The following is a 25,476-nucleotide window of genomic DNA, read 5'->3' on the forward strand; positions in this document are numbered from 1 at the left end:
GCCCGGGCGCCGGGCCGATCAGGGGTTGGCGTACAGCTGCACGACGACGCGGTCGAAGCGCCGCGCCTCCAGGTCCTGGCGGGTGATGGTCCAGTACAGGATCCCCATCGGTACCCCGACCCACTGCGCGAGCACCACCCAGTCCTCCGGGCGGGTGAGCTCCTCGCCGGGCTCCTGGACCGCCGAGCCGCGAGCCGGGTCCCCGTAGCCGTCGAAGTCGTACGCGTGGCCGCCGAGCTGCCACCGACCGCCCTCGTCGGACTGCTCGGACCACACGTCCTGCAGCGTCCTCGCGAACGGGTGCCCGGCCAGTGTCTCGTCGTCGAGCGGGCACGACGGCAGGGACACACCGGGGACCAGCCGCAGGTCGCCGGTGTGGCGCAGGTCGCCGTCCAGGTCCTCTGGCGAGTCGCACCCGTAGGGCTCGTAGTCGAGCGAGACCTCCCGCTCCTCGACCGGCGTCCCCGCCGGGACGTACACGGCGCCACCAGGCAGGAGAACGTCGTCCAGCTCGACGTTCGCGAACAGGAGCACCTGGCCGTCGGGCGGGAACGGCAGGTCGGTCGCGCCCGGCGGGATCGCCGCCAGGTCGAGCGTCGCGATGAGCTGGTACTCCGAGCGGTCGTCGGGGCCGTACACCGTGGCGGGTGTTTCCACGTCCGGCGGGAGCAGCAGCGGGCTGCCGAGCCTGCCGACGACCGGGCCACCGCCGTCGGCCGCCGTCCGCAGGGTCGGGCGTGCCAGCCCGAGCCACCGGTCGACGTCGTCCGCCGGGACTCCCCGGTCGAGCGCCTGCTCCCGGAACTTGTCCAGCCACCACAGCGTCGCAGCGGGCAGGGTCCGCGCCGACGGGTGGAGCACCCCCTGACCGAACTCCCATCCCGGCTCCGGCCCCACCACGTTGGGCTCACCCAGCTCCGCGAGCCACTCCGCGGCGGACGAGCGCGTGCTCCCGTCGGGGCCGGACAGCGCGTCGAGCGCGGACGCCCGGGCACCCGGGTGGTCACCGAGGACGCGGCGGGCCGACAGGCGGTGGCGGTTCGCGGCGAGCGCCATCGAGGTCAGGCGCGGGACCAGCGGCTCGGGGACGGCAGGGAACCGTTCGAGGATCGTCAGGATCATCGTCGTCGTGTCGACGGCGGACTGGTCCGGGTGCCGCTTGCCGTCGCCCTTGTCGAGGTACTCGTCCGCAAGGTCCAGGCGTTCGGCGAACAGCGGCCACCAGCGCTCGGCGTCCTGCGGCGTCAGGGCGGCACCGATCTTCCGGCCGGTGTGGGTCGTGCGGGTGACCAGGAGCCCAGTGGTCCGCCGGTCCGCGTCGGGCGTCCCGGCGGCGCGGCGCGCGTCCCGCAGGGCACGGACGTCCGGCAGCAGCGCCAGCCGCCCCACGACGTCGTGCCAGGTCCGGTCCTCGTCGGGGCCGCTTCCTGCCGCGAGGATCCGTAGCTCCTCCGCGAGGCCCGCGTCCTGGGGCGCTGCCACAGGGGGCACGCGGACGGCGGCCTTCGCCGAGCGCAGCACCCGCACGCGGTAGACGGCCCGGCGCAGCAGCCGGGCGCGCTCCGGGTCCTCCGACCCGCCGTCGGCGTGGCCGTCACCGTCACCGTCACGGTCACGGTCACGGTCACGGTCACCGTCACCGTCAGCCAGGGCCTCCTCGATCGCCACGACGCCGTCGGCGAGGTCGGCGAGACGCGCCAGGGCGTCCGGCAGCCGGTCCGACGACGCGGTCCGCAGGTGCGGCCGCAGCAGGTCCACCTGCCGGGGCCCGTCGAGCCGGGACAGCGCAGCCAGCGCACTCGCGCGGACGCCTGCGTCGGCGTCGACCGCCAGCCCGGCCGCGAGGCCCGCGTGCGCTTCCGGGCTGCGCGCGCACCGGGCTGCCACGTCCCTCCGGACGTGGTCGGCGAGCCCGGTGACGACCTCCGCGAGCGCGTCCGAGTGCCGGGCGAGAAACGCGACGCCCGCGTCGCCCGCCAGGAGCTGGTGCCTGCGGTGCGCCCCGTTGCGGGAGTCCGCGTACAGCAGCGCCGACAGGGTCGCGTGCACGGCGGTCCGTCCGGGGGCGGCACCGGCGCGGGCGACCTCCGCGACGACGTCCGGGCTCCACCGCCGCAGGACGCTCTGGGCGTCGGCCGCGTCGACGGCGCCGCTCGCCCGCACGACGTCGTCGGCCAGCACCAGGAGCCACGACGGCTCGCCCTGGTCCGGGGCACGGCCGGACGCCGCGTGCAGCACCTGCCCGAACCGGGCGAGCACGTCGGCCGGCGCGGTCCGGTAGACCGTGCGCCGTGCGGCGTCGGCCGCCTGGCGGGTCCATCCGGGATGCAGGTCCGCGACGGCCGCCACCTGCTCGGCTCGCCGGTGGACGACGGGCGCTGCGACCATGCCGGCGTCCACCGAGTGCGTACGAAGCCTCGCCAGCGCCTCCGGCTCGGTACCCCGCAGCACGTGCTCGACCACCGGCTCGAAGACGTGCGACACCTTCAGCGGCGCGAGGCAGTCCCGCACCGCTGCTGCCACCCGGTGCGAGCTGTCCGCACCACCGTCCGGGTCGGCAATTTCTCGTTCAGATTGGTACATACCGGGAGTTTAGGGGCGGGCCCTGACACGCCCTCCTGCCCGACCGGACCTGGCGGCCTGCCGGGCGGCCCGTGTCAGCGACCCCTGGCACACTGGCCGCCATGACGATCCCGGACGCCGCCCTGACCACGCCGGCCCTCGATGTGCTGCGTGAGGTCTTCGGCTACGACGCGTTCCGCGGCGACCAGCAGGAGATCATCGAGACGGTGGCCGACGGCGGCGACGCCCTCGTGCTCATGCCCACCGGCGGCGGCAAGTCGCTGTGCTACCAGATCCCCGCGCTCGTCCGGCAGGGCACCGGCGTGGTGATCTCGCCGCTGATCGCGCTCATGCAGGACCAGGTGGACGCACTGGACGCGCTCGGCGTGCGGGCCGGGTTCCTCAACTCCACGCAGGACCCGGACCAGCGCCGCGCGGTGGAGCAGGCCTACCGCTCGGGCGAGCTCGACCTGCTGTATCTCGCGCCCGAACGGCTCGGGGTCGAGTCCACCGCCCGGCTGCTCGACCAGGGCACCATCGCACTGTTCGCTATCGACGAGGCGCACTGCGTGTCGCAGTGGGGACACGACTTCCGCCCCGACTACCTGCGGCTGGGCGAGCTGGCCGAGCGCTGGCCCGGCGTCCCGCGGATCGCCCTGACCGCCACCGCGACCCAGCACACGCGCGAGGAGATCGCCACCCGCCTCGGTCTGACCGAGGCCCGGCGCTTCGTCGCCAGCTTCGACCGGCCCAACATCACCTACCGGGTCGCCCCCAAGGACAACCCGGGCAGGCAGCTGCTGGACCTGCTGCGCACGGAGCATCCGGGTGACGCCGGGATCGTGTACTGCCTGTCGCGCGCCTCGGTGGAGAAGACCGCTCAGCAGCTGAACGACCAGGGCATCCGCGCGCTGCCCTACCACGCAGGCCTGCCCTCCCACGTGCGCGCCGCCAACCAGTCGGCGTTCCTGCGCGAGGACGGCGTGATCATGGTCGCGACCATCGCGTTCGGCATGGGCATCGACAAGCCCGACGTCCGGTTCGTCGCCCACCTCGACCTGCCCAAGTCGGTCGAGGGCTACTACCAGGAAACCGGCAGGGCCGGGCGGGACGGCCTGCCGTCCACGGCATGGCTCGCCTACGGCTTGGCCGACGTCGTCCAGCAGCGCAAGATGATCGCGGAGTCCGACGGCGGCCTCGCTCACCGCCGCAGGCTCTCTTCCCACCTGGACGCCATGCTGGCGCTGTGCGAGACCGTCGAGTGCCGCCGCGCCCAGCTCCTGCGCTACTTCGACCAGGACCACCCCGGCAGCTGCGGTGCGTGCGACACCTGCCAGAACCCGCCGGAGGCCTGGGACGGCACCGTCCCGGCGCAGAAGCTGCTGTCGGCCGTGTTCCGGCTGGACCGCGAGCGCAACCAGCGCTTCGGCGTGGGGCACGTGGTCGACATCCTGCGCGGGAAGTCGACGCCCAAGATCACCCAGTGGGGGCACGACCAGCTCACCGTGTTCGGCGTCGGCGAGGACCTGGCGGAGGGCGAGTGGCGGTCGGTGGCACGTCAGCTGCTGGCGCTCGGCCTGCTGGAGGTGGACTCGAACCACGGCACGCTGCTGCTCACGGACGCCAGCGCGGAGGTCCTCGGCCAGCGGCGCGAGGTGCGGCTGCGGCGCGATCCGCGGCCCCAGGGCGGTTCGCGCAGGCCCGCACGCTCCGGTGGCACGCGCCCGGAGGCCGCCACGCTGTCGGACGCCGACCAGCCGGTCTTCGAGCGGCTGCGGGCCTGGCGGGCGGCGGCGGCCAAGGAGCAGGGCGTTCCCGCCTACGTGGTGTTCCACGACGCGACGCTGCGCGCCGTGGCCGCCGAGCGTCCGGCGGACCTGGACGCGCTGAGCGGGATCAGCGGCGTCGGCCAGGCCAAGCTGGAACGGTACGGCGAGGGGATCCTGGCGGCGCTGCACGCACCGGAATAGGCCGCAAGGGAGCGACCACCCGGGGTTCCGGCACAGCGTCTGGGCGGGGCAGGCGACGCATCATGCCCTCGCGCGTCATATATGATGTACGACGTGCCTACGATTCCCTCCGCTCCGGTCGCCCTGCCCTCGCGCACCGAACACGCGCTCGCGACCATCAAGGAGGGCATCCTGAGCGGCCGCCTCGCCGCCGGGCAGGCGCTCGTCGAGGCGGACCTCGCGCAGGAGCTCGCGATGTCGAAGACCCCGGTGCGCGAGGCGCTCAAGACCCTGGAGATGAGCGGGCTCGTCGTCGTGCGGCCCTACGTCGGGGTGCGCGTGCGTGAGCTCACGCAGGCCGACGCCGTGGCGATCTACGAGACACGACTCCTGCTCGAGCCAGAGGCGACGCGGCGCAGCGTGCTGGGCGGCGTCGACACCGCAGCGGCACGGGCCGCGCTCGAGCGCGCCGACGCCGCGACCGAGCCCGCACAGCGCAGCCTCGCGAACCGCGCGTTCCACGCCGCGCTCTGGGCCGCCGCGAGCAACCCGATCCTGGTCGGCATCCTGGAGGGCCTGCGCGACCAGGCGGCGCTCGCCGCCGTCACGACCTGGGCGCGGCAGCCGAGCTGGCGTGACGAGGCGCAGGAGCACGCACAGATCCTTGCGGCCGCAGAGGCGTCCGACGCCGACCTCGCGGCCGACCTGACCCGCCGGCACATCGCCGGCTTCCTCGACCGGCTCCGCCAGGGAGGTGCGACCGTCTGACCCGCAAGTCCTGATCTGCGAGGTACGGCCCGTTCACCGCCAAGTTCCCGGGCCGCACCTCTGAAGCGAGTGCTCCGAGACGGAGCACCACACGTCACTCGATAACAAGGAGCAACGATGCTCAATAGTACAAAGCAGCCTGCGCCCGCCGCAGCCCGCGCCCGCCGCAGCCAGATGCGCTGGACGATCGTCGCGTTCTCCGCGCTCGGGCTCACCATCGCCTATCTCGACAGGGCGGCGCTCAGTGTCGCGCTGCCGTTCATCTCGGAGGACTTCCACATCAGCCCTGCCGTGCAGGGTGTGCTGCTCTCCTCCTTCTTCTGGACGTACGCCCTGTTCCAGGTGCCCTCGGGCTGGCTACTGGACAAGTTCGGGCCGCGCGTCATCTACCCGATCGCGGTCGGCTGGTGGTCGCTCTGGACGGCGCTCACCGCCTTCGCGACGGGCGTCACCAGCCTGATCGTCTTCCGGCTGGGCCTCGGCATCGGCGAGGCGCCCGTACAGCCCGCGAACATCAAGGTGGTCTCCACCTGGTTCCCCCGCCGCGAGCGGGCCTTCGCCTCCAGCCTGTTCGACATGGGCCAGCAGATCGGCTCCGCGCTCTCGATCCCGCTCGTCACGTGGATCGCGGTCTTCGCCGGCTGGCGGTGGACCTTCGTCGTCATCGGTGCGGTCGGGCTCCTGTGGATCGTCGGCTGGCTCGCGATCTACCGCGCCCCGCAGAACCATCGCCGGGTGAACGCGGAGGAGCTCGCGTACATCCGGTCCGACCAGGCCGAGATGGTGCGGCACAGCGGGGAGCCGGTCCGGTGGAGCGATCTGCTGCGCGACAACCAGACCTGGGCGCTCATGCTCGGCTACGTCTTCCGGTCCCTCGCCGGCGCGTTCTTCCTGACCTGGTACCCCACCTACCTGCTCGACGAGCGCGGGTTCACCGAGGCGGAGTTCGGGATGGTCGGGGCCCTGCCTGCCGTCATCGCCATCGGATCGACGGTGCTGGGCGGGATCGTCTCGGACCGCATGCTCGCGTCCGGGCTGTCCCCCAACATCGCGCGCAAGGTGCCGATCATCTCGGGGCTCGTGCTGAGCGCGTGCATCGGTTTCAGCCCTTTCGTGGAGAGCAACGTCGTGCTGATGGTCATCCTGACCGTGTCGAGCGCCGCGCACTCCTTCGCCGGAGCCGCGATCCTCAGCCTGCCCGCCGAGGTGTCCCCCAGCCCCGAGCGCGTCGGGTCGCTCGCCGGCTTCCAGAACTTCGGGTCGCAGGTGGGCAACCTCATCAGCCCGATCGCCATCGGCCTGTTCCTCACGGTGTCCGGCGGCTCCTATCTCTGGCCCCTCGTGTTCGCGGCGGTCAGCTGTCTGCTCAGTGCCGCGATCTACGGGTTCTGGGTCCGTATCAAGCCTGTCGAGCAGGCCGACGAGCAGGAGCTCGCCGGCACCCCGCAGAACGGAGAATCATGACCGGGTACCACGACATCGTCGCGCGCCTCCAGACGGTCGTCGGCATCCCCGTCGTCCCCTACGGGTCCGACGGCGGCGTCGACCTCGCGCTGACCGCCACGCTCGCCGACCGGCTCGTCGGCTCGGGGCTCGGCGCGATCACGCCCAACGGCAACACCGGCGAGTTCTACGCCCTGTCGCCGCCCGAGCGTGCCGACGTCGCACGGACGGTCCTCGACGTCGTCGGCGACCGCGCGGTCGTCATCGTGGGCGTGGGGCTGGACCCCGCGACCGCGAAGGCCGAGGCGCGGCAGGCCGCCGAGCTGGGCGCGCACGCGATCATGGTGCACCAGCCCGTGCTCCCGTACATGTCGCGCGCCGGCTGGGTCGAGTACACGGCGGCGGTCGCGAGCGCCGTACCCGGTCTCGCCGTCCTGCCGTACGTGAGCTCGCCGGCGATCCGGGGCACGGACATCGCCGCACTGGTCCAGCAAGCGCCCAACGTAGTGGGGCTCAAGTACTCCGTACCCGATCCTGTCGCCTTCGCCGAGACGGTGCAGGAGACCGATGCCGACCTGCTCTGGATCGCGGGGCTGGCCGAATCGTACGCACCGTCGGCCTGGCATGCGGGAGCGCGGGCCTTCACATCTGGCCTCGTAAACGTGGCGCCAGAGATCTCGTTCGGCCTTCTGGATGCCCTGCGGCAGGACGACACGGAGCGAGCGGCGGCCGTGTGGCGCCGGATCCGCCGGTTCGAGCAGCTGCGCGCCCGCGACCGGTCGGCCGACAACGTCTCCGTCGTGAAGGAGGCCATGCACCAGCTGGGCCTGTGCGACCGGTCCGTGCGGCCACCGAGCACGACTCTGCCGGACGCCGACCGGGCTGACATCGCGCGCATCCTCGAGGACTGGAACAGCAACGACCGGAAGGCTCGCGCATGAAGATCGACAGGCTCACCACCTACCGGCAGCGGGTAGGTGACCGCCCACGCGTGCTGCTTCGAGTCACGACCGACGACGGCATCGACGGCTGGGCGGAGATCTACAACCACGGACCCGATCTCGCCTATCCCGCGATCATCGAGTACATCGCCGGCCAGATCGCCGGGATCGACGCGTCACGCGTCACCTTCGTGAACCAGCTGCTGCACCAGTCGGCACGGTTCCCGCAGGGGGCGCTCGGCCTCGCGGCCATCGCAGCGGTGGACCACGCGCTGTGGGACATCGCCGCGAAGGCCGCAGGGGTGCCCGTGTACCAGCTGCTCGGTGGCCGCGTCCGGGACCGGGTCCGGGTCTACGCCGGGCTGTACTCGGCTCCCGACGTCTCCGAGCTGCGCGATCGCACGGGCGGGCTGCACGCGACGCTCGGCGTCGACGCCTTCAAGCTCAGCCCCTACCGGCGCGACCTGCACCGGTCGCGCTTCGGGCTGGTCGCGAGGGAGCTCGGCAACTGGTTCGCGGACATCCGTGAGGCGCATCCCGACGAGTGGGAGTTCGCGTTCGACGCGCACGGCTGCCTCTGGGAGCCGCGGCAGGCCGTCGATCTCGCCGCGGCGCTGGCACCGAACGAGCCGATGTTCCTGGAGGAGCCGATCCGCCCCGAGTACCTCCCCGCATGGGGCCGGATCCGCGCCGAGATGGCGGTGCCGCTCGCGACCGGAGAGTCGCTGTACTCGCCGAACGAGTTCCTCGCCCTCCTGACCGCGCAGGGCGCAGACATCATCCAGCCCGACATCGCGGTCGTCGGCGGGCTGACCCAGATGCGCAAGATCGCCACCCTCGCCGAGGCGCACGACGTCCCCGTCGCACCGCACAACCCGCTGGGGCCCCTCGCGACGGCGGCCAACGTGCACTTCGCGGCGGCGACGTGGAACTTCTCGATCCTCGAGTACAAACCCGATGAGGTGTCGTGGTGCCACGACCCCTACGTCCCGGTCGACGGGCACCTCGAGCTACGGCCGGACCGGCCCGGCTGGGGCATCGAGATCGACGAGGCGGCGCTGGCCCACGACGACTGGGTGCACTGGGAGCGCAGGGTCCCGGTACGCACGGACGGGTCGACGGCATGGATGTGAACGGCACAGAGGTGAACGGCACGGAGGTGAACGGCATGCACGTGACACCACCGGGCGCGCAGCCGGTGGTGAGCCGCGACGCGCGCACCGGCGAGCAGCGTGAGCTCGGGACCTACGAGACCACGCCGGACGAGCTCACCGCCCTGGTGGACCGCGCCTCCGCAGCGGCGGACGCGCTCGCCGTCGTACCGCGCGAACGGCGAGCGGACGTGCTGGACGTGCTCGCCGACAGCCTGGAGGGTGACCGCGACGCTCTCGTCGCGGAGGCGGACCGCGAGACCGCGCTCGGCCCGGAGCGGCTCGGCGGCGAGATCACCCGGACGGCGTACCAGCTGCGCTTCTTCGCCGACGTCGTGCGCACGGGTGCCTACCTCGAGGCGACGATCGACCACGCGGGCCCTACCCCCATGGGCCCGCGCCCCGACCTGCGCCGGATGCTCGTGCCGCTCGGCCCGGTCGCGGTGTACGCGGCGAGCAACTTCCCGTTCGCGTTCTCCGTACTGGGTGGCGACACCGCGTCGGCGCTCGCTGCGGGCAACCCCGTCGTCGTGAAGGCGCATCCGGGGCACCCGGCGACGTCCGACCGCGTCGCGAGGCTCGCGGAGCGGGCCACCGTGGCGTGCGGTGCGCCTGACGGCACGATCACTCTGGTGCACGGTTTCGACGCGGGGCTCCGGCTCGTGTCCCATCCTTCGATCCGGGCGGCAGGGTTCACGGGATCGTTGGCCGGCGGGCGTGCGCTCGCCGACGCCGCGGCGGCGCGCCCGGCGCCGATCCCGTTCTACGGGGAGCTCAGCAGCATCAACCCGGTGCTCGTCACGCCGACCGGCGCCCGCGCGGACGCCGACGGCTACGGCCAGGGGCTCGCCTCCTCCGTGCTCCAGGGCGGAGGGCAGTTCTGCACCAAGCCGGGCCTGCTGCTCGTCCCGACGGGCGAAGCCGGCGACCGGGTGGTCTCTGCGCTGGCCCGGGCGATCGAGCGAGCGTCCGGGTCTGCCGCACTCACGGCGGGGATGGCGGACGCCTACGAGAAGGGAGTGACGGCACGCTCCTTCGACGCCGCCGTCCGGGCGCGGGGCCAGGGTGCAGGCACGGGGACCACGCGACCGGCCCTGCTCGAGGTCGCGGCCGGGTCGCTCACCGCGCGGCTCGTCGACGAGTGCTTCGGGCCGCTCGCCGTCGTCGTCCGGTACGACTCCGAGGCCGAGGCGGTGGCCGTCGTCGAGCGGGTAGAGGGTTCCCTCACCGCGAGCATCCTCACCGGTGGTGCGGGCGACCGTGACCTGCCCGCGGCGCGCGCCGCGCTCACGGCGCGCGCCGGACGAGTGCTCTATGACGGCTACCCGACGGGCGTGGCCGTCGGCTGGGCCCAGCACCACGGCGGGCCGTGGCCGTCGACCAACACGCTGCACACGTCGGTCGGCGCCACCGCTGTCCGCCGGTTCCTGCGGCCGCTCGCGTGGCAGCAGGCGCCGCAGCATGCCCTTCCTCCCGAGCTGCGGGACGGCGCATCGCTTGTCCCCGTGCGGATCGACGGGACCCTGGTGCTGCCCGAGGGGTGACCGGCGGTGCGGGGGAACGGAACGTGCAGTGGCCGCTCGCCGAGCCCCTGGACGCGTAGCCATCCCGGCTCCGCCGACCTACGCTGGAAGTTTCCATGGTTCCGCGACGACGACGTGGTGGTGGCACCTGATGAGCTGGAACCTCCGGTTGCGGTCGGCGCGTGCGCCGGACCCTCTGGTGACGCTGCGCCTGCAGGTCAGGCTCGGGGAGCTCGCGGCCGAGCTGCGTCGCGTGGAGGAGGATCCGGCCGTGTACGCGCGGGCCCACCACTGGCTCGCCGTACAGGGCGCGTACGACGGGCTGCTGCGGGAGGCCTGCCGCCTCGCAGGCCTGCCCACGGTGACGGCACCGCTGCGCGCGGGCGACCACGCCGCGGCGGGTGAGCGGCTGCGGGAGGAGCTGGAGCTCAGCTCGCGCGGCTGGTCCTGGTGAGGGCTCAGCCCGCGTCAGCAGTGCTGCCCGGGGCCCCCGGCACGGCAGGCACCGGGGGAAACATGACCACCAGGGGGTGCGGCATCATGATCGAGCGGTCGGGCTTGCCCGACCCGGCGGGGGCCGCGCCCCCCGGCAGCCACACCAGCGCCGGGTGCACGGGTCCGTCGCCGGCCCGGTCCCGAAGCCAGGCGGCACCCTCCCCCACCCAGGTGAAACCCGGCCGCCCAAGGACCGCGCGATAGATCTCGCCCGCGCGAACGGGGTGCCGTTCCGCAAGGTCCCGGAGCGCGAAGCCGGGCACGTGTCCCGCGTCCAGGAGGGCCGACACCTCGCGCACCGCCGACGCGTCGACCGGCGCCGTCGACCGGTGCAGGTCGGCGAGCATCCCGTACGGAGCCCCGAGCAGGCGCAGCCCTTGGACGGGGTCGTGCACCGGGTACCACGTCCCGCCGTCCGGCCACGGCTCGCCGTCCTCCCACGGCTGGTCCAGCGCCTCGCGGAGGTCGCACAGGTCACGCTCCAGCGACAGGCCGGGCCACCACTCGTCCCAGAGCTGCGACGACTCCCAGAGCTCGTCGAGGAGATCGGCCAGCCGGGAGCCCGGCACGGGCTCGCCGCTCCGCCCGAACAGGCGCAGAAACGTCTGGTGCTGTGCCTGGAGCACCGCACGGGCCTGCTCGGCGAGCACCGGGTTCCGGAACGGCAGCGCCGGTGCGCCGCGGACCAGCTCGGACATCAGGCCGAGCATCGCCGGCCGCTCTCGTGACGCGTACAGATCGATGGCGCCCGCCAGCATCCAGGCGCCGCCGACCGGGAGGACGTGTCCGGCAACGTACCGTCCGCTCCGCAGGTCCGCGCGGCGCACGGGCGTCCTCGGGTCGACGTGCAGCGTGTACTCGAGGTCGTCGCCGAGGCACCTGGCTCGCACTCCGGACCCCGCACGGTGCACGATCTCGAACACGCCGTAGGCACCGCCCGTGCGCCAGGCCTCGAGCAGCCGCCGATCGGGCTCGTCCAGGTCCGCCGACCAGTCGGCGTAGCGGTCGATCAGGCGCATCCCGTACGGCGGCACGTCGAAAACGACCTGTGCGACGGCCTGGAGCACTCGTCGGTCGCCGTGATGGTGCGTGCACAGCCCGGGGTCGCGGTTCCCGTGCATCTGTGCCAGGCGCCGCACGTTGGCGGCGGTGCGCTCGGCGAACGGAGGGCTCAGCGCGTAGTCGAGGAGCTTCACGTACAGCGCGGACGCGCACCGCAGCTCGGTGGTCAGGTCATCGTCAGAGTTCATAGAAGCATCATCCGCCACCATCATGACCAAACGGCATCTTTATCCACAGTTCTATGGCGGCTCCGGACCGAAGCCATAAGGTCAGGGCATGTTCCCCTGGCTCGAGATCGCCGGGTGGGTAGGTTCCGCCCTCATCGTGCTGTCTCTCACGCAAGCGCGCGTGCTCCGTTTCCGCTGGCTCAACCTCACCGGCTCCCTGGTCGCGACCGCGTACAACGCGATCCTCGGGATCTGGCCGTTCGTCGCGATGAACGCCGCGATCAGCCTCATCAACACCTACTGGTTGTGGCGGCTGAACCGCGAGCGCCACGACGCGGCCGTGTACGAGGTGGTCGAGGTGGCGCCCGACGATGCGTACCTGCTGCACGTGCTGCGCACCCATGCGGCGGACATCGCCGCCTTCGCCCCGCGGTTCATGCCGGTTCCCGGGCCGGGCGAGGAGCGTTCGGCGTTCCTGGTGCAGCGTGGAGACGAGACGGTGGGTGTGGTGGAGGTGCGCGACGCCGGCGAAGGAGTGGGCGTCGTCGAGCTCGACTGGGTGACCAAGCGGTTCCGCGACTTCACACCCGGTGAGTTCGTGCACCGCCGCAGCGGGATCTTCGCGGCGAAGGGGTTCGACCGCGTCGTCGTGCCGCAGGCGGACGGCAGCGACCAGGCCTACCTGCGCGGCGTCGGCTTCCGTCCCGAGGGCTCCGCGTGGGTACGGGACGTCGCGGGCGCGACGGGCTGAGCCTGCTCAGGTGACTTCCGCCCCCTTGGCGGTGGCGTACGGCAGGGCACCGCGCACCGGGCGCTGCGCCTTGTGGGACGAGACGTTGACGATCGCCCCGCCCCGCCCGTGGGCCAGGAAGTGCCCGACGGCGGTATGGCAGCCCGTGATCGCGAGCGAGAGGTTCGCGATGATGTGTGCGAGCACGTCGGCCGGAGGGGCGGTGATGGCCGCGTCCCGGAAGGCGGCAGCGTGCGATGGTGCGGTCCCATACCTCGAACCTGCCGTCGTCGCCGGAGGACCCGCCCGACGGAGTAGGGTGCGGCTCGCATGCGCCAATGCCGTCAGGCACGAAAGGAATCGCACGGGTGTACGACCAGGTCGCGCCACGCCGGCGCACCCCACTCAGCATCTTCGCGTGGGCGCTGGCCGTCCTGCTGGCGCTCGCGGCGGTGATCGGGACGGGCTGGGTGCTGACCCGCGACCTGTCCGGCTCGCAGGCACAGGCCGGGCAGAGCACTCCGCCCGCCGTAGGGACACCCGAGGCGAGCCGGGTGAGTGCCCCCGCCTCCCCGGACCCGTCGCCCACAGCGGGCTCCCCGTCCACCTCACCCGCACCGAGCGAGCCCCCGCCGCCGGCGGTCGTCCCCCTGCGGAGTGCCGCGTCCGGCCGGTGTCTCGACGTGCCCGGTGGTGCGGCCGTCGACGGCGCTGCTCTGCAGATCCACGACTGCACCGGAGCCGAGGGGCAGCAGTGGACCGCCTCGGCCTCCGGGGAGCTGCGCACGCTGGGCGCGATGTGCCTCGACGACCCGGGCGGCGGAGCGCCCGGCGGGCCGGTCACCATCTGGACCTGCCACGGCGCCGCGAACCAGCAGTGGGCCCCGCAGGCCGACGGCACGGTGCGCAACGCGGCCACCGGGATGTGCCTGGACGTCTCAGGTGCGGGCACGGACAACGCGACGCCGGTGATCGTGTACGACTGCCATGCCGGGGACAACCAGAGATGGTCGACCTCGTGACTCCGTGACCCCGGCCTGAGCCCGGCAGTGTCACAGGCTCCCGATGCCGTCGCCGCCATGACCGAATCGACAGACGTGGTCCGTGCCTACTGGCAACGCATGCACGCTCGCGACTGGACGGGCCTGCGCCGGCTGCTCGCACCCGACGTCGTCGTGGAGTGGACCGCCAGCAACGAACAGTTCGTCGGCCCGGACGCCGTCGTCGGCGTCAACCGGGAGTACCCGGAGGGCTGGTCGATCCGGGTCCGCGGGGTCGTGGCCGACGGCGACACGGTCGCCAGCGACGTCGAGGTCCCCATGGACGGCGTCGGTGTCTTTCGTGTCGCCGCGTTCGCCAGGGTCCGCGAGGGCCTGCTCGTCTCGTCGGTGGAGTACTGGATCGGTGTTGGCGACGACGAGCCGCCGGCATGGCGTGCCAGGTACTCCCGACCAGCCGACGATGCCCCGCTGCCCTATCCGCTGGGCTGATGCGACGGCGCCGGCCGCTACTCGCGGGCCGGTCTTGACAGCAGTCCGGTCCCGGGGAAAACTCACCACAGTCACTGGTCTGCATCGAGGCAATCAGCGGCTGGCCGACCGATCGACGACGACGTCCTGGAGCAACTGTGATTCGACGTGTGCGTGCCCTCGCCGACCAGCCACGAGACAGGCGTCGACGCGGGTCGGCCCTGACTGCGACAGCCACCGCCGTCGCGCTGCTCCTGCCCGCCACCGTGGCCACCGGCGTCCCGGCGCACGCGCAGGACCGGGTAGCGGTCCTCGACGGGTACCAGGCAGCCTCCCCCGACAGGTCGATCGAGCTCGGTGTCGAGGTGGTCGACGGGACGCTGACGTACGAGGTGGTGCGCGACAGGAGGACGACGGTGATCGAGCCGTCGGCGCTCGGGTTCCGGTTGCGCGAGCCCGCGCTCGACCTGACGACCGGCCTGACCGTCACGTCCACCGAGCGCGACGTCGTCGACGAGACCTGGACGCCCGCCTGGGGCAACGACGCGCGGATCCGCAACAACGCCAACGAGCTCACCGTGCACACCGTGCACGAGGCATCGGGCGTCGAGCTCGACGTGGTGTTCCGTGTGTTCGACGACGGCGTCGGGTTCCGCTACCACTTCCCTGAGCAGGAGGCCCTCGGCGACGGCGTCGTCGTCGCGGACGAGGCCACCGAGTTCGCCCTGCCCGCCGACCTCACGGCGTACTCGATCCCCGCCGGCACGAGGTGGAGCGCGGACGAGCAGCACTACCGCACCCAGCCGCTGCCCGACGTCGCCTCGGCGCAGACCCCGATCACCCTCTCGCGCACCCCGGACGACCTCTTCCTCGCGGTGCACGAGGCCGACCTCACCGACTTTCCCAGCATGACCCTGCGCAGAGAGGGCGCACCGGGCACGCTGGCCGCCGAGCTCGTCGCGCTCCCGAACGGGGACAAGGCGGTGATCGACGTCGGTGCCGACGGTTTCAGCACGCCGTGGCGCACCGTCACCGTCGGGCGGAGCGCCGGCGACCTCGCGGAGTCCCACCTCATCGAGAACCTCAACGACCCGTGTGCCGTCTGCGACGTCGACTCCGACGGCGACGGCAGGGCGGACACCACCGACTGGATCGACCCGGGGACCTACGTCGGCGTGTGGTGGGAGCTCCAGCGCCGGCACACGACCTGGACCGCGGGGCCACGGCACGGCGCGACGACGGAGCGCATCAAGGAGTACGTCGACCTGGCCGTCGAGGCGGGCGCCAAGTACGTCCTGGCCGAGGGCTGGAACGAGAACGCCGGAGGCAGCTGGACCAACCAGGACTTCGTCACGCCCCAGGCCGACGTCGACCTCGACGAGGTGCTGGCCTACGCGGAGGAGAACGGCGTCGGCTTCATGGCGCACAACGAGACGCGCGGCTACGTCGACTACTACGACGAGCACATGGACGAGATCTTCGCCCAGTACCAGGACTGGGGGATCCACGCGCTCAAGACCGGCTACGCCACCCGCTTCGAGCTGGGCGGCGTGGACCGCAGCCACTACGACCAGGAAGCGGTACGCCACTACCAGCGGGCCATCGAGGCAGCTGCCAGGCACGAGATCTCGATCAACGCCCACGAGGCCATCAAGCCGACCGGCCTGTCGCGCACCTACCCCAACATGATGACGGGGGAAGGCGTCGCAGGCATGGAGCAGCACAACTACATGGGCGCGAACGGCAACCCGCCCGAGCAGGCGACGATCCTGCCCTTCACCCGCTGGATCGGCGGCCCTGCCGACTACACCCCCGGCGTTCTCGCCGTCACCTGGGACCCGGCGGGCCTCGGCACCCGCGTGCAGTCGACGACGGCGAACCAGCTCGCGCTCTACCCGACGTTCTCCAGCCCGCTCCAGATGCTCGCCGACACCCCGGAGAACTACGCGGAGCACGCCGAGGCCTTCGCCTACCTCAAGGACATGCCCACCCGGTGGGACGAGTCCCACGTGCTCGACGCCGCGGTCGGGGACCATACGGTGACAGCGCGCCGGAACGGCGGCACCTGGTACCTCGGCTCGGTCACCGACGAGAAGGACCGCGCCGTGCGGGTACCGCTGACCTTCCTCGACCGCCGCACGACCTACGTCGCCGACCTCTACTCCGACGCGGCGGACGCCTCCTGGAAGGGCAACCCGACCGCCGTCGAGGTGACGCGCGCCCTGGTCGACTCCACCGACACGCTCGAGGCCTCCATGGTCGGCGCCGGCGGGCAGGCGGTGAGGCTGAGGAAGGCGACCGCCGCGGACCTCGAGGAGCTTCCCGACTACGTCGCCCCGGCCTTCTCCCTCGACGGAACGCCAGAGGTCTCCTACGACCCGGTCGGTGACACCGTGACCGTCACGGTCACCGTCCGCAACGAGGGGACGACGGTGGGCCAGGCCGCTGTCGCCGTCGACGGCGAGACGGTACCGGACGCCACCGCACGCGTCGGCGGCGGCCGGACCAGGACGTTCACGTTCGACCTCCCTGCCGACGCCGTCCCCTACCGGGCCGCGAACGAGCTGAGCGTCGTCGACGCCGACGGGGGCTCCGACGGCTCCACCGCCGTCGAGCTGCTCCCCCGCCCCGACGGACAGCTGCTCGACCTGCTGGAGCGCGAGGCACGACACCTGGCGCCCGCCAGGGCGTCCCTCCTCGTGGAGCACGCCGACCGGGCGCTCACCGCGGCGGAGGAGGGCGACCTTCCCGCGACCCGGCTGGCGATGCAGTCGGTCCGCCACGTCACGCTGACGTCGAGCGTCGACGACGTCCCGGTGGAGCCGGGGACCGAGATCGAGCAGTCGGTCGAACCGTTCCTCGGCGACGCCGCCGGACTGTTCGGCATCCTGAGGCTGATCCGTGACGCCGAGCACGGTGGCGCCGTCGACGGAGCCACCGCTTCGGCGCTGCGCGAGCCCGCCGCAGCAGCGGCGACCCACGCACGCACCGGCGACTCCGCGGCGAGGGCCGCGGCCCTCGAGGACCTGACGGACCGGATCGAGGCCGCCGAGGGCGACGAGGCGACTCTCACGACCCTGCGTGCTGCCGTCCGGGCCCAGAGCGCCGAGCACATCGGGGAGGCCGAGGCAGGCACGCTCGTCGGGGGCGCGCGGACCACCACAGAGCATCCCGGCTACACGGGCACCGGGTTCGTCCGCGACCTCACGCGAGTGGGTGCCGGCGTGCGGTTCACGTACGAGACCGCGGTACCGATGACCGTCGAGCTGTCGTTCCGGTACGCCAACGGGATGGTCGTCGCCCCGCTCGACCGGCAGCTCTCCGTGTCCGTCGACGGCGGGGCGGCGCGGCCGGTCGCCTTCCCCAACCTGGGGCAGGACGCCGACCGCTGGCGGCGCTGGGACCACTCCCCCGCCCTGCCGATGACCCTGGCACCCGGCCGGCACGAGATCCTGCTGCACCACACCGCAGGGGACACCGGCCACGTCAACCTCGACCACCTCCGGGTCACGGCGACACCGGGGGTCCTCCCGGGCGCCCAGGCCGAGGCCTGGGCGCCCGGAGCGACCTACACCGCGGGCGACCTGGTCACGTTCGACGGCTCGGTCTGGGAGGCCTCGTGGTGGACGCGCGGCCAGGAGCCGGGCAGCCCGGACGGGCCGTGGCAAGAGGTCACCGAGGCCTTCGACGGCACCGCCGTGTGGACGCCGTCGCGCATCTTCGACGACGGCGACGTCGTCCTGCACGACGGAGCGCTGTACGAGGCGAGGTGGTGGAGCCGCGACCAGGAGCCGGGTGGCCCCGACGGTCCGTGGCGGCCGATCGCCTGACGCCACCGCGGCCCGCGTCGCTACGGGCTACGCCGCGGGCTGCGAACCGGCCAGCTCCCGCAGCGCCTCGACGACGAGGGCGTGGTCGTCCTGCTGGGCCAGACCGGAGACGGTGACGACGCCCACGATGCCCACCCCGGCGACGCGCACCGGAAAGGCCCCGCCGTGTGCGGAGTACTCCTGGAACGCCAGGCCGTTGTCGGCGTTGAAGTCCCGGTCCTTCGCCCGCGCGCGCAGGCCCACCAGGTACGACGACGCCCCGAACCGGTAGACGACCCGCACCTTGCGCTCGATCCACGAGTCGTTGTCCGGCGTGGTGCCAGGCCGGGCCGCGTGGAAAACCTGCTGCGTGCCCTTGCGGATGTCGACGGCGACGGGCAGGTCACGCTCGGTCGCGAGCTCGACGAGCCGCACACCGAGGTGCCAGGCCTGGTCGTGCGTGAACGAGGTCAGGACGATCTCGGCCTCCTGGGCCTCGACCTCGTGGACGGCTGCGGTGACATCGGATTCGCTCATGCCCCCATCCTGCCCTGTCCGAAACGTCCGGACCGCGTTATAGTCAGAGGTTCGGAGTCAGGAAGCGGCTCCAGGTCCGCAGCGGATCTGGGAGGTCCACGTGTCATCCTTCAACCACCCTCGGGAAACCTACGCGGACAGCGCAGCGACTGCCGCCGGCCCCGACCGGATGGACGAGACCGTGTCCGCGGCACTCCTCGGCGAGACGATGATCGAACGGGCCAAGACCGTGGTCGTCGTGGCCCGGCGCGTCGACGAGGACGAGGCCGCACGGATCCTGCTCGACGCCGCCAGCAAGGCGCACATCCCGGTGCGTCTCGCCGCCGACCAGGTCATGTGCGCCTTGCAGGCCGACGACGACCACGCGGGCATCACGCAGGAGACGCTGGCGCACGCGCTGGGTTCCGTCCGGCCCGTGGAGCGCCCGCAGGAGGACGACCCGCTGCCGACCGGCCCCCCGGCCGGCCGTGCCGCCTGACCGGCCTGCCTGGCGTGCCGCACCCTCAGAGGGCACCGGCGACGAGTTCGCGGACCTCCCCCGGCTGCGCCATGAGCATGTCGTGGCCTGCGTCCAGCTCCGCAACCCTGACATGCGCAGGCAGCCCGGCAAGATCCCGGCGAACGCCCCTCCTGAACGCCTTCATCAGCTCCCCGCCAGGGCTCCCCTGCGGATCCCGGGTCGGGATCACCACCAGGGCGCGGCAGGCGAGCCCGTGCAGCAGAGGAATCGTGTCGCGGAACTCCGGCGTGCGGCGGACCTCCTCCAGCAGCCGCACAGCGGGCCGCGCGTAGGTCTGCCCGTCCCGCTCGACGAGCGCCCGCCGGGCGACCATCCCCTGCAGCTCGACGGGCAAGGGCCTGCCCATCGCCGCAGCCTGGGCATCGAACGCGGCTTTGAGGTTCGCCAGCTCCCGATCCCTGGACACCGGGTCCATGCCGGGGTAGTTCTCCGGGGCGCTCTCGGCGGACCGCAGGCCGTCCAGCGTGACGACAGCCGGGCACTCGGGGTGGCGCAGGGCCCACTGCACGGCGAGCATCCCACCGAGCGAGTGCCCGACGACCGCCGGGCTACCCAGGTCGAGGTGGCGCACGACGGCTTCGATGTCGTCAAGGACCCGCTCCCATTCCCAGGGTCCTTCGCCGGACAGGCCGTGGCCTCGCAGGTCCATGGCCACGGACCTGCGCCCGTCGAGCTCCAGCCGCTCCCAGTCGTCCAGGGTTCCGCCGAGGCCGTGCAGGAGGAGCACCGGCTCGCCCTCGCCGCCGGAGTCGCGCACCGCGAGGGGGATCTCGTGATCAGTGATGGTCACGTCGTACGACATGGCGCTCCTTCGGTCGGTTGAGCCGGGCCTGGACGGACGACGTCGTCACACCGCCGTCCGGATGTCGCTCGAGCTTCGAGCGCTTGACGAGGTCGTGGACCCCCTGGCGGGTGATGCCGAGCATCGCCGCCGCCACGCTGTACGGCACGGCGCCCCGACCCGGATGCCCGACCCGCCGCGCGACCACGCGCCCGAAGGCGGTGCCCCACCACTCGGCGGGCGGGTCGAACGGGCCGTCCGCAGGAAAGAGCGCGGCGATCAGCCGCGAAGCGGTGTGTACCGCGAGCTCGTCATCAGGGCCGAGGAGCTGCGCCGCCCACACCTCGGCCTCGATCCGCGACCGGTCCCGCACCGGCCCTACCGCCTCGCCCGAACCGAGCAAGATCTCCAGCGGATCGATGATCCGCCGCTCGACCAGGCTCAGCAGCTCGCGCGCCAGCTCGACATGCGTCTCCGTGTTCACTTGACAGACAATAGCAAGTACTTGTCATCACACGTCAAGTAGTTGGAGACCGTGGCCCGCGAGACACGCGCCACGACGTGACAGGCCTGGCCGAAACGGCCCGCGTGCCGACACCGGCCGACACCCGCTCACTGCGGGCGCCGGCCGGCCAGGGGTCAGGACGTCGGGTCAGGACGTCGGGTCAGGACGTCCCGAACTGGGCCGAGACGTGATAGACCCCGCCGCCCCAGCCGTCCTGCGTGAAGGCGTCCGTCATCCGGATGTAGACCGCCTTGTCCGGCCCGAGGTAGGGCGTCAGGTCAAGGGTGTGGTCGGCCTTGTTGGAGCTGTCCCGGATCTGCTCGTCCTCGGCCAGGACCGTGGTCCAGCTCTCGCCGTCGGGCCCGACGTCGACCACGTACTGGTTGTCGATGGTCAGGGTCGCCTCGGCCGACGTGGCCTCAGCGGGGAACGGGAACTTGTAGATGAAGTGGCTGGTGCCGTCGGCGAACCGGCTACCGACGTGGCTCAGCCCCGAGCCGCCGGCGTCCCAGAGCCACGCGAGCTCCTGCGTCGACCCGGCGTCGAAGTCGATGGTGCTCGCCACCTGGATCGTGGCCCGCGTGGTGTAGCTGAGGCCGGGCCGCGCGGTGACGGTCACGGCCACCGGGTAGCTGCCGTCCTCGGTGTCCGGGGGTACCGAGACGTCCAGGGGAACGCTCGTCCGGGCGGGGACGCCGGCGCCTGCCGGTTCCAGGTCGACCCGGCTCCTGACCGGGTCGACGGTCCAGCCGTCCGGACCGGTGACGCGCACGTCCACGCGGACCGGCTGCCGGCCCGGGGACGTGGCTGCCACCTGGACCTCTGTCCGCACGGACGAGGCGGCGCCCGGGCTCGGCATCATGACCAGCTGCGTCGGCGACATGGTCGCGGACAGGGACCGGCGAGGCGTCTCCTGCGGGACGTCGGCGATCAGCGCGCTGAGCGCGCTGGCCTGGGTGCGCCAGTCGAAGACGTTCGGCGACGCCTCGGTGCTCGCACCTGTCCAGCGCAGCCCCAGCCGCTCGGAGGAGTCGCGGTCGTTCGCCCAGATGGTCTCGGCCTGGCGGTCCACGAACTCCTCGTAGCGCGGCGCGCCGGTGGTGTCGGCGAGCTCCGTGAGGTAGCGCATGAAGATGCCCTTGAACTGCTTCTGGTTGTCGTCGCACGTCCGGCCCAGCGGATCGCACGACTCGGTCAGCACGCCGTCCGTGACCAGCTCGTCGGACTCGAGCGCTGCGTCGGCCAGCCGCTGCGCGGTGGCCAGCAGCTCGGGGTCGCCTGTGGCCCGCCACAGCTCCAAGGGGGCGCCGATCGCCAGACCCTGGTTGTAGCTCCACACCGTGTCGTTGTTGCTGGCGCAGTTGTCGGTCAGGCCGTCGTTGACCAGGCCGTCCGCGTTGATCATGCCGCTGCCGACGTACCAGTCCCAGGCCTCCTGGGACCGCTCCAGCCAGGCGGTGTCGCCGGGGATCCGGTTGTGCAGCTCGGCAGTCAGGCGCACCCACTGGCCGTTGGTGACGGCGTTCTTGTAGGTGCGCTCCTCGTTCCACCAGATCCCGCCGCCGCAGGTGCTCGGGTCCCAGAAGCCGTGCATGAAGTCGGCGATGGTGCCCGCCATGTCGAGGTACTTCTGGTCGCCCGTCAGGTCGTAGGCGGTGACCCAGTTCAGCGCCCACCAGCCGGCGTCGTCGATGGCACGGCTCGTGAAGTTGCCGTAGATCTCGTCCGTGGACCGCTCGCCGGCAGGGAACGGGCCCTTGTTGGTCTCGAAGCTGTGGTCCAGCTCGTCGACATAGCTGCGGTCACCGGTGCGCTTCATGTAGTCACCGATGGTCTGCAGGGCGACCGCGGAGTTCCACCAGCTCGACGGGAACCACGCCTTCTGCTCGTCGTAGGAGTCCAGCAGGACTTCGGTGGCTACCCGTGCGCGGGCGACCTCGGCAGCTCCGGCCACCGCGGGATCCTGCGGCGGCGGGGCAGCTTGGACGGCGACCACCGGCTGCAGGCCGACGAGCACGACGAGGCTGAGCAGGACAAGGCGGATGCGACGCAGCATCGTCATCGATGAGCTCCTCCCCCGGGCGCAACGTTGCATCCCGGATTCACAGCAAAACCTACATTAGGAAAGGGTGAAATGCACCCACTGTGCGGATATCTTTCGCCGACCAGGTCGCCGGGCGCAGTCCCGCCTGGCAATGCCTCCTGACCGACCCCGTCACTCACCGGGATCCTGACCGACTACTCCACCACCACCTACCAACCCGGCAAGGTCCTCCGCACCGCGGTCGAGACCAGAGACGAGACCTGCATGTTCCTGACGTGCGACACCCCGGCCGTCTGGGGCGACCTCGACCACATCCAACCCTTCGACCACGACCACGCATCCCAGCCTCAGGGAACCCCCGGTCAGACCCGCGCGCAGAACCTCCAGCCCCTGTGCCGCAAGCACCATCTGCTCAAGACGCATGCGGGCTGGGGCGTCGTCCGTGACCCCGTCAGTGGTGTCACGACCTGGGTCGCCCCGACCGGCCACGTTCACGACCGGCGACCAACGGTGCTGGATCTGCGCGTCGCGCTCGATCAGGTCGACCCCGACACCAGCTACGACCTCACCCTCCGCGCCCTGACCGGCCGGTCGCTGCCGCGTCCCTACGCCACCACCGAGCCGGGCGTGGTGCCGACCGAGACAGGACCCACCGATACAGCACGGACCCGACCCACCGGTCCGCCCGTCACCCGTAGGCCGCCCTTCTGAGTGAGCCGCAGGCACGCGCGTGTGGGCGCGACGAGCTCAGCGCGTCGAGCTGCCCGGCACCAGCTCGGTCGGCAGCGTGACCTTGGTGACCTGCCCGGCGTCACGAATCTGGGCGAGGACGAGGTCGACCGCCTCGTGCCCCATCCGCGCCTCGTCCTGCCGGATGTGGGTGAACCGGTACCGCGCCTGGTCGTAGAAGGCGTCCGGGTGGTCGAAGCAGACGATGCCGAGGTCGTCCGGCACCGTCCGGCCGGCGCGCAGCGCGGCCTCGCGCAGCAGGACGGCGATGTTGTACTCGGTGGCGACCAGGCCGGTCAGGCCCGGGTTGGCGCTCAGGAACTTCTCGAGCTCTGCGAGGTCGTCGTCCGGCGAGACTCCGCTCCCGGGAACCGTCGACCGAACCTGCCGGAACTGGTGCGCCGGGTCGAACGGGACGTGCCGGGTCGCGTGGGCGTCGACGACGCCGTCGAGCCGGTCCTGCACGGTCGAGACGGTACTTGCCGCCGACACCAGCCCGACGTGGTCGTACCCCGACGCGAAGAGGACGTCGGCGGCCTGCCGCCCCGCCGAGACGTTGTCGGAGCAGACCGACGAGACCGGTACGCCGTCGAACACACGGTCGAGGATGGCCACGGGGAACGACTGTGTGATGAGCTCCAGCACCGCAGGGGGTACGTACTGCGACGAGCTCGGCTCGAGGATCAGCCCCTGGACGCCGTCGGCCACGAGTGCCCGCACGATGTCGTCCTCCGCCTCGCGGTTGCCGAGGCTGCGCTTGACCACGACGTTCGCGACGGTGCTCGACGCGTCGAGCAGCCCGGCGAGCACCCGCGTGCCGAAGGTGTCGTCGAAGTCCGTCAGGACGCAGCCGATCAGGGGCGTGGGGCCGCTGCCGGTGCTGACCGTGGTCGTGGCGGCCTCGCTGACGACGATGGTGCCGAGCCGGGGCCTGCGCGTGATGTAGCCGTCGGCGCGCAGCAGGTCCATCGCACGCTTGAGCGTGATGGCACTGACCCCCAGCTGCTTGGTCAGCTCGGCCTCTGCAGGCATCCGGTCGCCGACACGGTACGTGCCTGCGTGGATCGCATCGCGGAGCTTCTCGTACACCTCGAGGTAGAGCGGCTGGCTCACAGGTGCCCTTTCACCGGTCGGACCTGGCCAATGAATCTACCGTGACCCGCTGCACAATCTGGGTCACCGACGCGCCTCGACGCCGGCGCGCAGCTCGAGCGCCATGACGGCGCTGAGCTGGGTCGAGTAGAACACCGGCGGCTCCGCCGGCTTGCGCCAGTCGTCGCCCGCCAGCAGGTATCCGTCGCGGCGTCCCGTCTCCCACAGGCGGTCCGTGCTCGTGCGGACGAAGTCCAGCAGCGGAGCGGCGTCGGGGGACGTCGGGCCGATCCGGTCCAGGAGCGTACCCAGGTACCGGTAGAGCACCCCCTTGAACAGGCCCTCGTCTCCCCCGGCGCCCTCGCTGCCGACGACGCCGTCCGGCGCGAGCTCGCGCACCGCCGTCACGGCGGTGCGCAGCGCCCGGCCGACCAGCTCCGGCTCGCGCAGGACCTCGTCCAGCGCGACGGCCGCCCCGATGTACAGGCCCTGGTTGTAGGTGAAGCGCCACTGGGTGTCGATGCGGCCGTCGCCCTCGCGGTTGATCCCGTCCTCGACGAAGCCGTCGGGGCCGACGAGCGTGCTCGTGATCCAGTCGAAGGCCACCGTGCCGTAGTCGAGGTACCGCTGGTCCGGTTCGTGCTGGTGCAGGCGGGCCGACAGGATCGCGAACGGGCCGTTGGCCGGCGTGTTCTTGTAGTACGGCTGCTGCTTGCGCCAGGCGACGCTCGCGCCGTGGGTGTCGTTCCACCCGTGCTCGACGACGTGCTCCCAGATGGCGCGGGCGTCGTCGAGGGGCTCGGCCCGTCCCGTCGCCCGCGCCAGCCGTTCCAGGGCCAGCGCGTACCAGAGCATGTCGTCGAAGTAGTCGTTGAACAGCGACCCCCCGTTGCGGCCGCGCAGGTTGGCGTTCGTCGCGTCCGCCGCCGTGAGCCACTTCTGGTCCCCGGTGCGGCCGTACGCGTCGAGCCGCACGTCCAGGACGTGCGCCAGCCACCAGTAGTTGAACGTCGAGTTGTCCCCGACCGGGTAGGTGTTGTCGAGCAGCTGCGGCTCGGCAGCACCGAAGAAGTGGTCGAGGCTCCGCTGGGCCAGGTCGGCGCGGGCGGGCCAGGGGTTCGGGTTGTCCATGGGTACGTCGAGCGTCCTCACTGCGCGTGGCACGCGCGTTGTCACTGCGCGTGGCACGCGCGTTGTCA

At 72.1% G+C, this 25,476-nt stretch carries 21 protein-coding genes and 2 pseudogenes; 14 read left to right on the top strand and 9 right to left on the bottom strand.

Going from position 1 to position 25,476, the window contains the following annotated elements:
- Positions 1–18: 18 nt before the first annotated feature.
- Positions 19–2,583: a DUF1963 domain-containing protein gene (locus ACFS27_RS17965; RefSeq protein ID WP_377185533.1), complete on the bottom strand. Its 2,565-nt coding sequence runs from the start codon at positions 2,581–2,583 to the stop codon at positions 19–21.
- A 101-nt stretch (positions 2,584–2,684) separates the two neighbouring features.
- On the opposite strand from ACFS27_RS17965, the gene recQ reads away from it, so the two are divergent.
- The 8 genes and pseudogenes from recQ (at position 2,685) to ACFS27_RS18000 (ending at position 10,791) form a co-directional block, all read left to right on the top strand.
- Positions 2,685–4,532 carry a DNA helicase RecQ gene (recQ, locus tag ACFS27_RS17970; RefSeq protein ID WP_377185535.1) on the top strand — a complete coding sequence of 616 codons (1,848 nt, stop codon included), beginning with the start codon at positions 2,685–2,687 and terminating at the stop codon, positions 4,530–4,532.
- 84 nt (positions 4,533–4,616) lie between these two features.
- Positions 4,617–4,841, top strand: a pseudogene (locus ACFS27_RS29760) (GntR family transcriptional regulator); the annotation flags it as partial.
- 102 nt (positions 4,842–4,943) lie between these two features.
- A pseudogene (locus ACFS27_RS29765) lies at positions 4,944–5,279 on the top strand (FCD domain-containing protein); the annotation flags it as partial.
- A 117-nt stretch (positions 5,280–5,396) separates the two neighbouring features.
- The gene (locus ACFS27_RS17980; RefSeq protein ID WP_377185539.1) at positions 5,397–6,743 is read left to right on the top strand and encodes an MFS transporter; all 1,347 of its coding nucleotides are present in this window, start codon (positions 5,397–5,399) and stop codon (positions 6,741–6,743) included.
- On the top strand, positions 6,740–7,663 hold the full coding sequence (locus ACFS27_RS17985) for a dihydrodipicolinate synthase family protein (protein ID WP_377185541.1): 924 nt from the start codon (positions 6,740–6,742) through the stop codon (positions 7,661–7,663). Before ACFS27_RS17980 ends, ACFS27_RS17985 begins: the two co-directional genes overlap by 4 nt.
- Positions 7,660–8,796 carry a mandelate racemase/muconate lactonizing enzyme family protein gene (locus tag ACFS27_RS17990; protein WP_377185543.1) on the top strand — a complete coding sequence of 379 codons (1,137 nt, stop codon included), beginning with the start codon at positions 7,660–7,662 and terminating at the stop codon, positions 8,794–8,796. Before ACFS27_RS17985 ends, ACFS27_RS17990 begins: the two co-directional genes overlap by 4 nt.
- Complete coding sequence (locus tag ACFS27_RS17995; protein ID WP_377185545.1) at positions 8,787–10,358, top strand: aldehyde dehydrogenase (NADP(+)); 1,572 nt, start codon at positions 8,787–8,789, stop codon at positions 10,356–10,358. The genes ACFS27_RS17990 and ACFS27_RS17995 overlap by 10 nt, the downstream gene beginning before the upstream one ends.
- Before the next feature lie 130 nt (positions 10,359–10,488).
- The gene (locus ACFS27_RS18000) at positions 10,489–10,791 is read left to right on the top strand and encodes a hypothetical protein (RefSeq protein ID WP_377185547.1); all 303 of its coding nucleotides are present in this window, start codon (positions 10,489–10,491) and stop codon (positions 10,789–10,791) included.
- Positions 10,792–10,795: 4 nt separating this feature from the next.
- Here the strand turns inward: ACFS27_RS18000 and ACFS27_RS18005 are convergent, their stop codons facing one another.
- The gene (locus tag ACFS27_RS18005) at positions 10,796–12,082 is read right to left on the bottom strand and encodes a hypothetical protein (protein ID WP_377185549.1); all 1,287 of its coding nucleotides are present in this window, start codon (positions 12,080–12,082) and stop codon (positions 10,796–10,798) included.
- Between the two features lie 88 nt (positions 12,083–12,170).
- Between ACFS27_RS18005 and ACFS27_RS18010 the strand changes: the two genes are divergently transcribed.
- The gene (locus ACFS27_RS18010; RefSeq protein ID WP_377185552.1) at positions 12,171–12,812 is read left to right on the top strand and encodes a hypothetical protein; all 642 of its coding nucleotides are present in this window, start codon (positions 12,171–12,173) and stop codon (positions 12,810–12,812) included.
- Between the two features lie 6 nt (positions 12,813–12,818).
- Here ACFS27_RS18010 and ACFS27_RS18015 read toward each other — a convergent pair whose 3' ends face one another.
- A complete protein-coding gene (locus ACFS27_RS18015) occupies positions 12,819–12,998 on the bottom strand; it encodes an SDR family NAD(P)-dependent oxidoreductase (RefSeq protein ID WP_377185555.1) in 180 nt (59 codons plus the stop codon).
- Positions 12,999–13,159: 161 nt separating this feature from the next.
- Between ACFS27_RS18015 and ACFS27_RS18020 the strand changes: the two genes are divergently transcribed.
- The 3 genes from ACFS27_RS18020 to ACFS27_RS18030 all read left to right on the top strand — a co-directional run bounded on the left by ACFS27_RS18020 (position 13,160) and on the right by ACFS27_RS18030 (position 18,090).
- Positions 13,160–13,813 carry an RICIN domain-containing protein gene (locus ACFS27_RS18020; RefSeq protein ID WP_377185557.1) on the top strand — a complete coding sequence of 218 codons (654 nt, stop codon included), beginning with the start codon at positions 13,160–13,162 and terminating at the stop codon, positions 13,811–13,813.
- Positions 13,814–13,870: 57 nt separating this feature from the next.
- The gene (locus ACFS27_RS18025) at positions 13,871–14,281 is read left to right on the top strand and encodes a nuclear transport factor 2 family protein (protein ID WP_377185559.1); all 411 of its coding nucleotides are present in this window, start codon (positions 13,871–13,873) and stop codon (positions 14,279–14,281) included.
- Between the two features lie 137 nt (positions 14,282–14,418).
- The gene (locus ACFS27_RS18030; RefSeq protein ID WP_377185562.1) at positions 14,419–18,090 is read left to right on the top strand and encodes a glycoside hydrolase family 97 catalytic domain-containing protein; all 3,672 of its coding nucleotides are present in this window, start codon (positions 14,419–14,421) and stop codon (positions 18,088–18,090) included.
- A gap of 27 nt (positions 18,091–18,117) precedes the next feature.
- Here the strand turns inward: ACFS27_RS18030 and ACFS27_RS18035 are convergent, their stop codons facing one another.
- Positions 18,118–18,606 carry a heme-degrading domain-containing protein gene (locus ACFS27_RS18035; protein ID WP_377185565.1) on the bottom strand — a complete coding sequence of 163 codons (489 nt, stop codon included), beginning with the start codon at positions 18,604–18,606 and terminating at the stop codon, positions 18,118–18,120.
- Between the two features lie 100 nt (positions 18,607–18,706).
- Between ACFS27_RS18035 and ACFS27_RS18040 the strand changes: the two genes are divergently transcribed.
- Positions 18,707–19,084 (top strand): ANTAR domain-containing protein, encoded by a 378-nt coding sequence (locus ACFS27_RS18040; protein ID WP_377185567.1) that lies wholly within the window; start codon positions 18,707–18,709, stop codon positions 19,082–19,084.
- Positions 19,085–19,109: 25 nt separating this feature from the next.
- On the opposite strand, the gene ACFS27_RS18045 is transcribed toward ACFS27_RS18040, so the two are convergent.
- From ACFS27_RS18045 to ACFS27_RS18055, 3 genes are all read right to left on the bottom strand, one after another.
- A complete protein-coding gene (locus tag ACFS27_RS18045) occupies positions 19,110–19,928 on the bottom strand; it encodes an alpha/beta fold hydrolase (protein ID WP_377185570.1) in 819 nt (272 codons plus the stop codon).
- Positions 19,903–20,391, bottom strand: coding sequence for a hypothetical protein (locus ACFS27_RS18050; protein ID WP_377185572.1), 489 nt, complete (start codon positions 20,389–20,391; stop codon positions 19,903–19,905). The genes ACFS27_RS18045 and ACFS27_RS18050 overlap by 26 nt, the downstream gene beginning before the upstream one ends.
- Before the next feature lie 181 nt (positions 20,392–20,572).
- A complete protein-coding gene (locus ACFS27_RS18055) occupies positions 20,573–22,474 on the bottom strand; it encodes a glycoside hydrolase family 76 protein (protein ID WP_377185574.1) in 1,902 nt (633 codons plus the stop codon).
- A 246-nt stretch (positions 22,475–22,720) separates the two neighbouring features.
- Here ACFS27_RS18055 and ACFS27_RS18060 point away from each other — a divergent pair, with 246 nt between their 5' ends.
- Complete coding sequence (locus ACFS27_RS18060) at positions 22,721–23,167, top strand: HNH endonuclease signature motif containing protein (RefSeq protein WP_377185576.1); 447 nt, start codon at positions 22,721–22,723, stop codon at positions 23,165–23,167.
- A gap of 36 nt (positions 23,168–23,203) precedes the next feature.
- On the opposite strand, the gene ACFS27_RS18065 is transcribed toward ACFS27_RS18060, so the two are convergent.
- Both ACFS27_RS18065 and ACFS27_RS18070 read right to left on the bottom strand, forming a co-directional pair.
- Entirely contained in the window at positions 23,204–24,298 is a 1,095-nt protein-coding gene (locus ACFS27_RS18065; RefSeq protein ID WP_377185578.1) for a GntR family transcriptional regulator, read from the bottom strand.
- 63 nt (positions 24,299–24,361) lie between these two features.
- Positions 24,362–25,408: a glycoside hydrolase family 76 protein gene (locus ACFS27_RS18070; RefSeq protein ID WP_377185580.1), complete on the bottom strand. Its 1,047-nt coding sequence runs from the start codon at positions 25,406–25,408 to the stop codon at positions 24,362–24,364.
- Between the last annotated feature and the right edge of the window lie 68 nt (positions 25,409–25,476).

Origin of the sequence: Promicromonospora vindobonensis (genome assembly GCF_042685865.1) — a bacterium.
GTDB lineage: Bacteria > Actinomycetota > Actinomycetes > Actinomycetales > Cellulomonadaceae > Promicromonospora > Promicromonospora vindobonensis.

Coding starts and splice junctions, on each gene's coding strand:
- recQ (WP_377185535.1), top strand. CDS start 2,685: ATGACGATCCCGGACGCCGCCCTGACCACGCCGGCCCTCGATGTGCTG.
- ACFS27_RS17985 (WP_377185541.1), top strand. CDS start 6,740: ATGACCGGGTACCACGACATCGTCGCGCGCCTCCAGACGGTCGTCGGC.
- ACFS27_RS18070 (WP_377185580.1), bottom strand. CDS start 25,408: ATGGACAACCCGAACCCCTGGCCCGCCCGCGCCGACCTGGCCCAGCGG.
- ACFS27_RS18060 (WP_377185576.1), top strand. CDS start 22,721: ATGTTCCTGACGTGCGACACCCCGGCCGTCTGGGGCGACCTCGACCAC.
- ACFS27_RS18005 (WP_377185549.1), bottom strand. CDS start 12,082: ATGAACTCTGACGATGACCTGACCACCGAGCTGCGGTGCGCGTCCGCG.
- ACFS27_RS17980 (WP_377185539.1), top strand. CDS start 5,397: ATGCTCAATAGTACAAAGCAGCCTGCGCCCGCCGCAGCCCGCGCCCGC.
- ACFS27_RS18045 (WP_377185570.1), bottom strand. CDS start 19,928: ATGTCGTACGACGTGACCATCACTGATCACGAGATCCCCCTCGCGGTG.
- ACFS27_RS18025 (WP_377185559.1), top strand. CDS start 13,871: ATGACCGAATCGACAGACGTGGTCCGTGCCTACTGGCAACGCATGCAC.
- ACFS27_RS18000 (WP_377185547.1), top strand. CDS start 10,489: ATGAGCTGGAACCTCCGGTTGCGGTCGGCGCGTGCGCCGGACCCTCTG.
- ACFS27_RS18055 (WP_377185574.1), bottom strand. CDS start 22,474: ATGACGATGCTGCGTCGCATCCGCCTTGTCCTGCTCAGCCTCGTCGTG.
- ACFS27_RS18035 (WP_377185565.1), bottom strand. CDS start 18,606: ATGAGCGAATCCGATGTCACCGCAGCCGTCCACGAGGTCGAGGCCCAG.
- ACFS27_RS18010 (WP_377185552.1), top strand. CDS start 12,171: ATGTTCCCCTGGCTCGAGATCGCCGGGTGGGTAGGTTCCGCCCTCATC.
- ACFS27_RS17995 (WP_377185545.1), top strand. CDS start 8,787: ATGGATGTGAACGGCACAGAGGTGAACGGCACGGAGGTGAACGGCATG.
- ACFS27_RS17990 (WP_377185543.1), top strand. CDS start 7,660: ATGAAGATCGACAGGCTCACCACCTACCGGCAGCGGGTAGGTGACCGC.
- ACFS27_RS17965 (WP_377185533.1), bottom strand. CDS start 2,583: ATGTACCAATCTGAACGAGAAATTGCCGACCCGGACGGTGGTGCGGAC.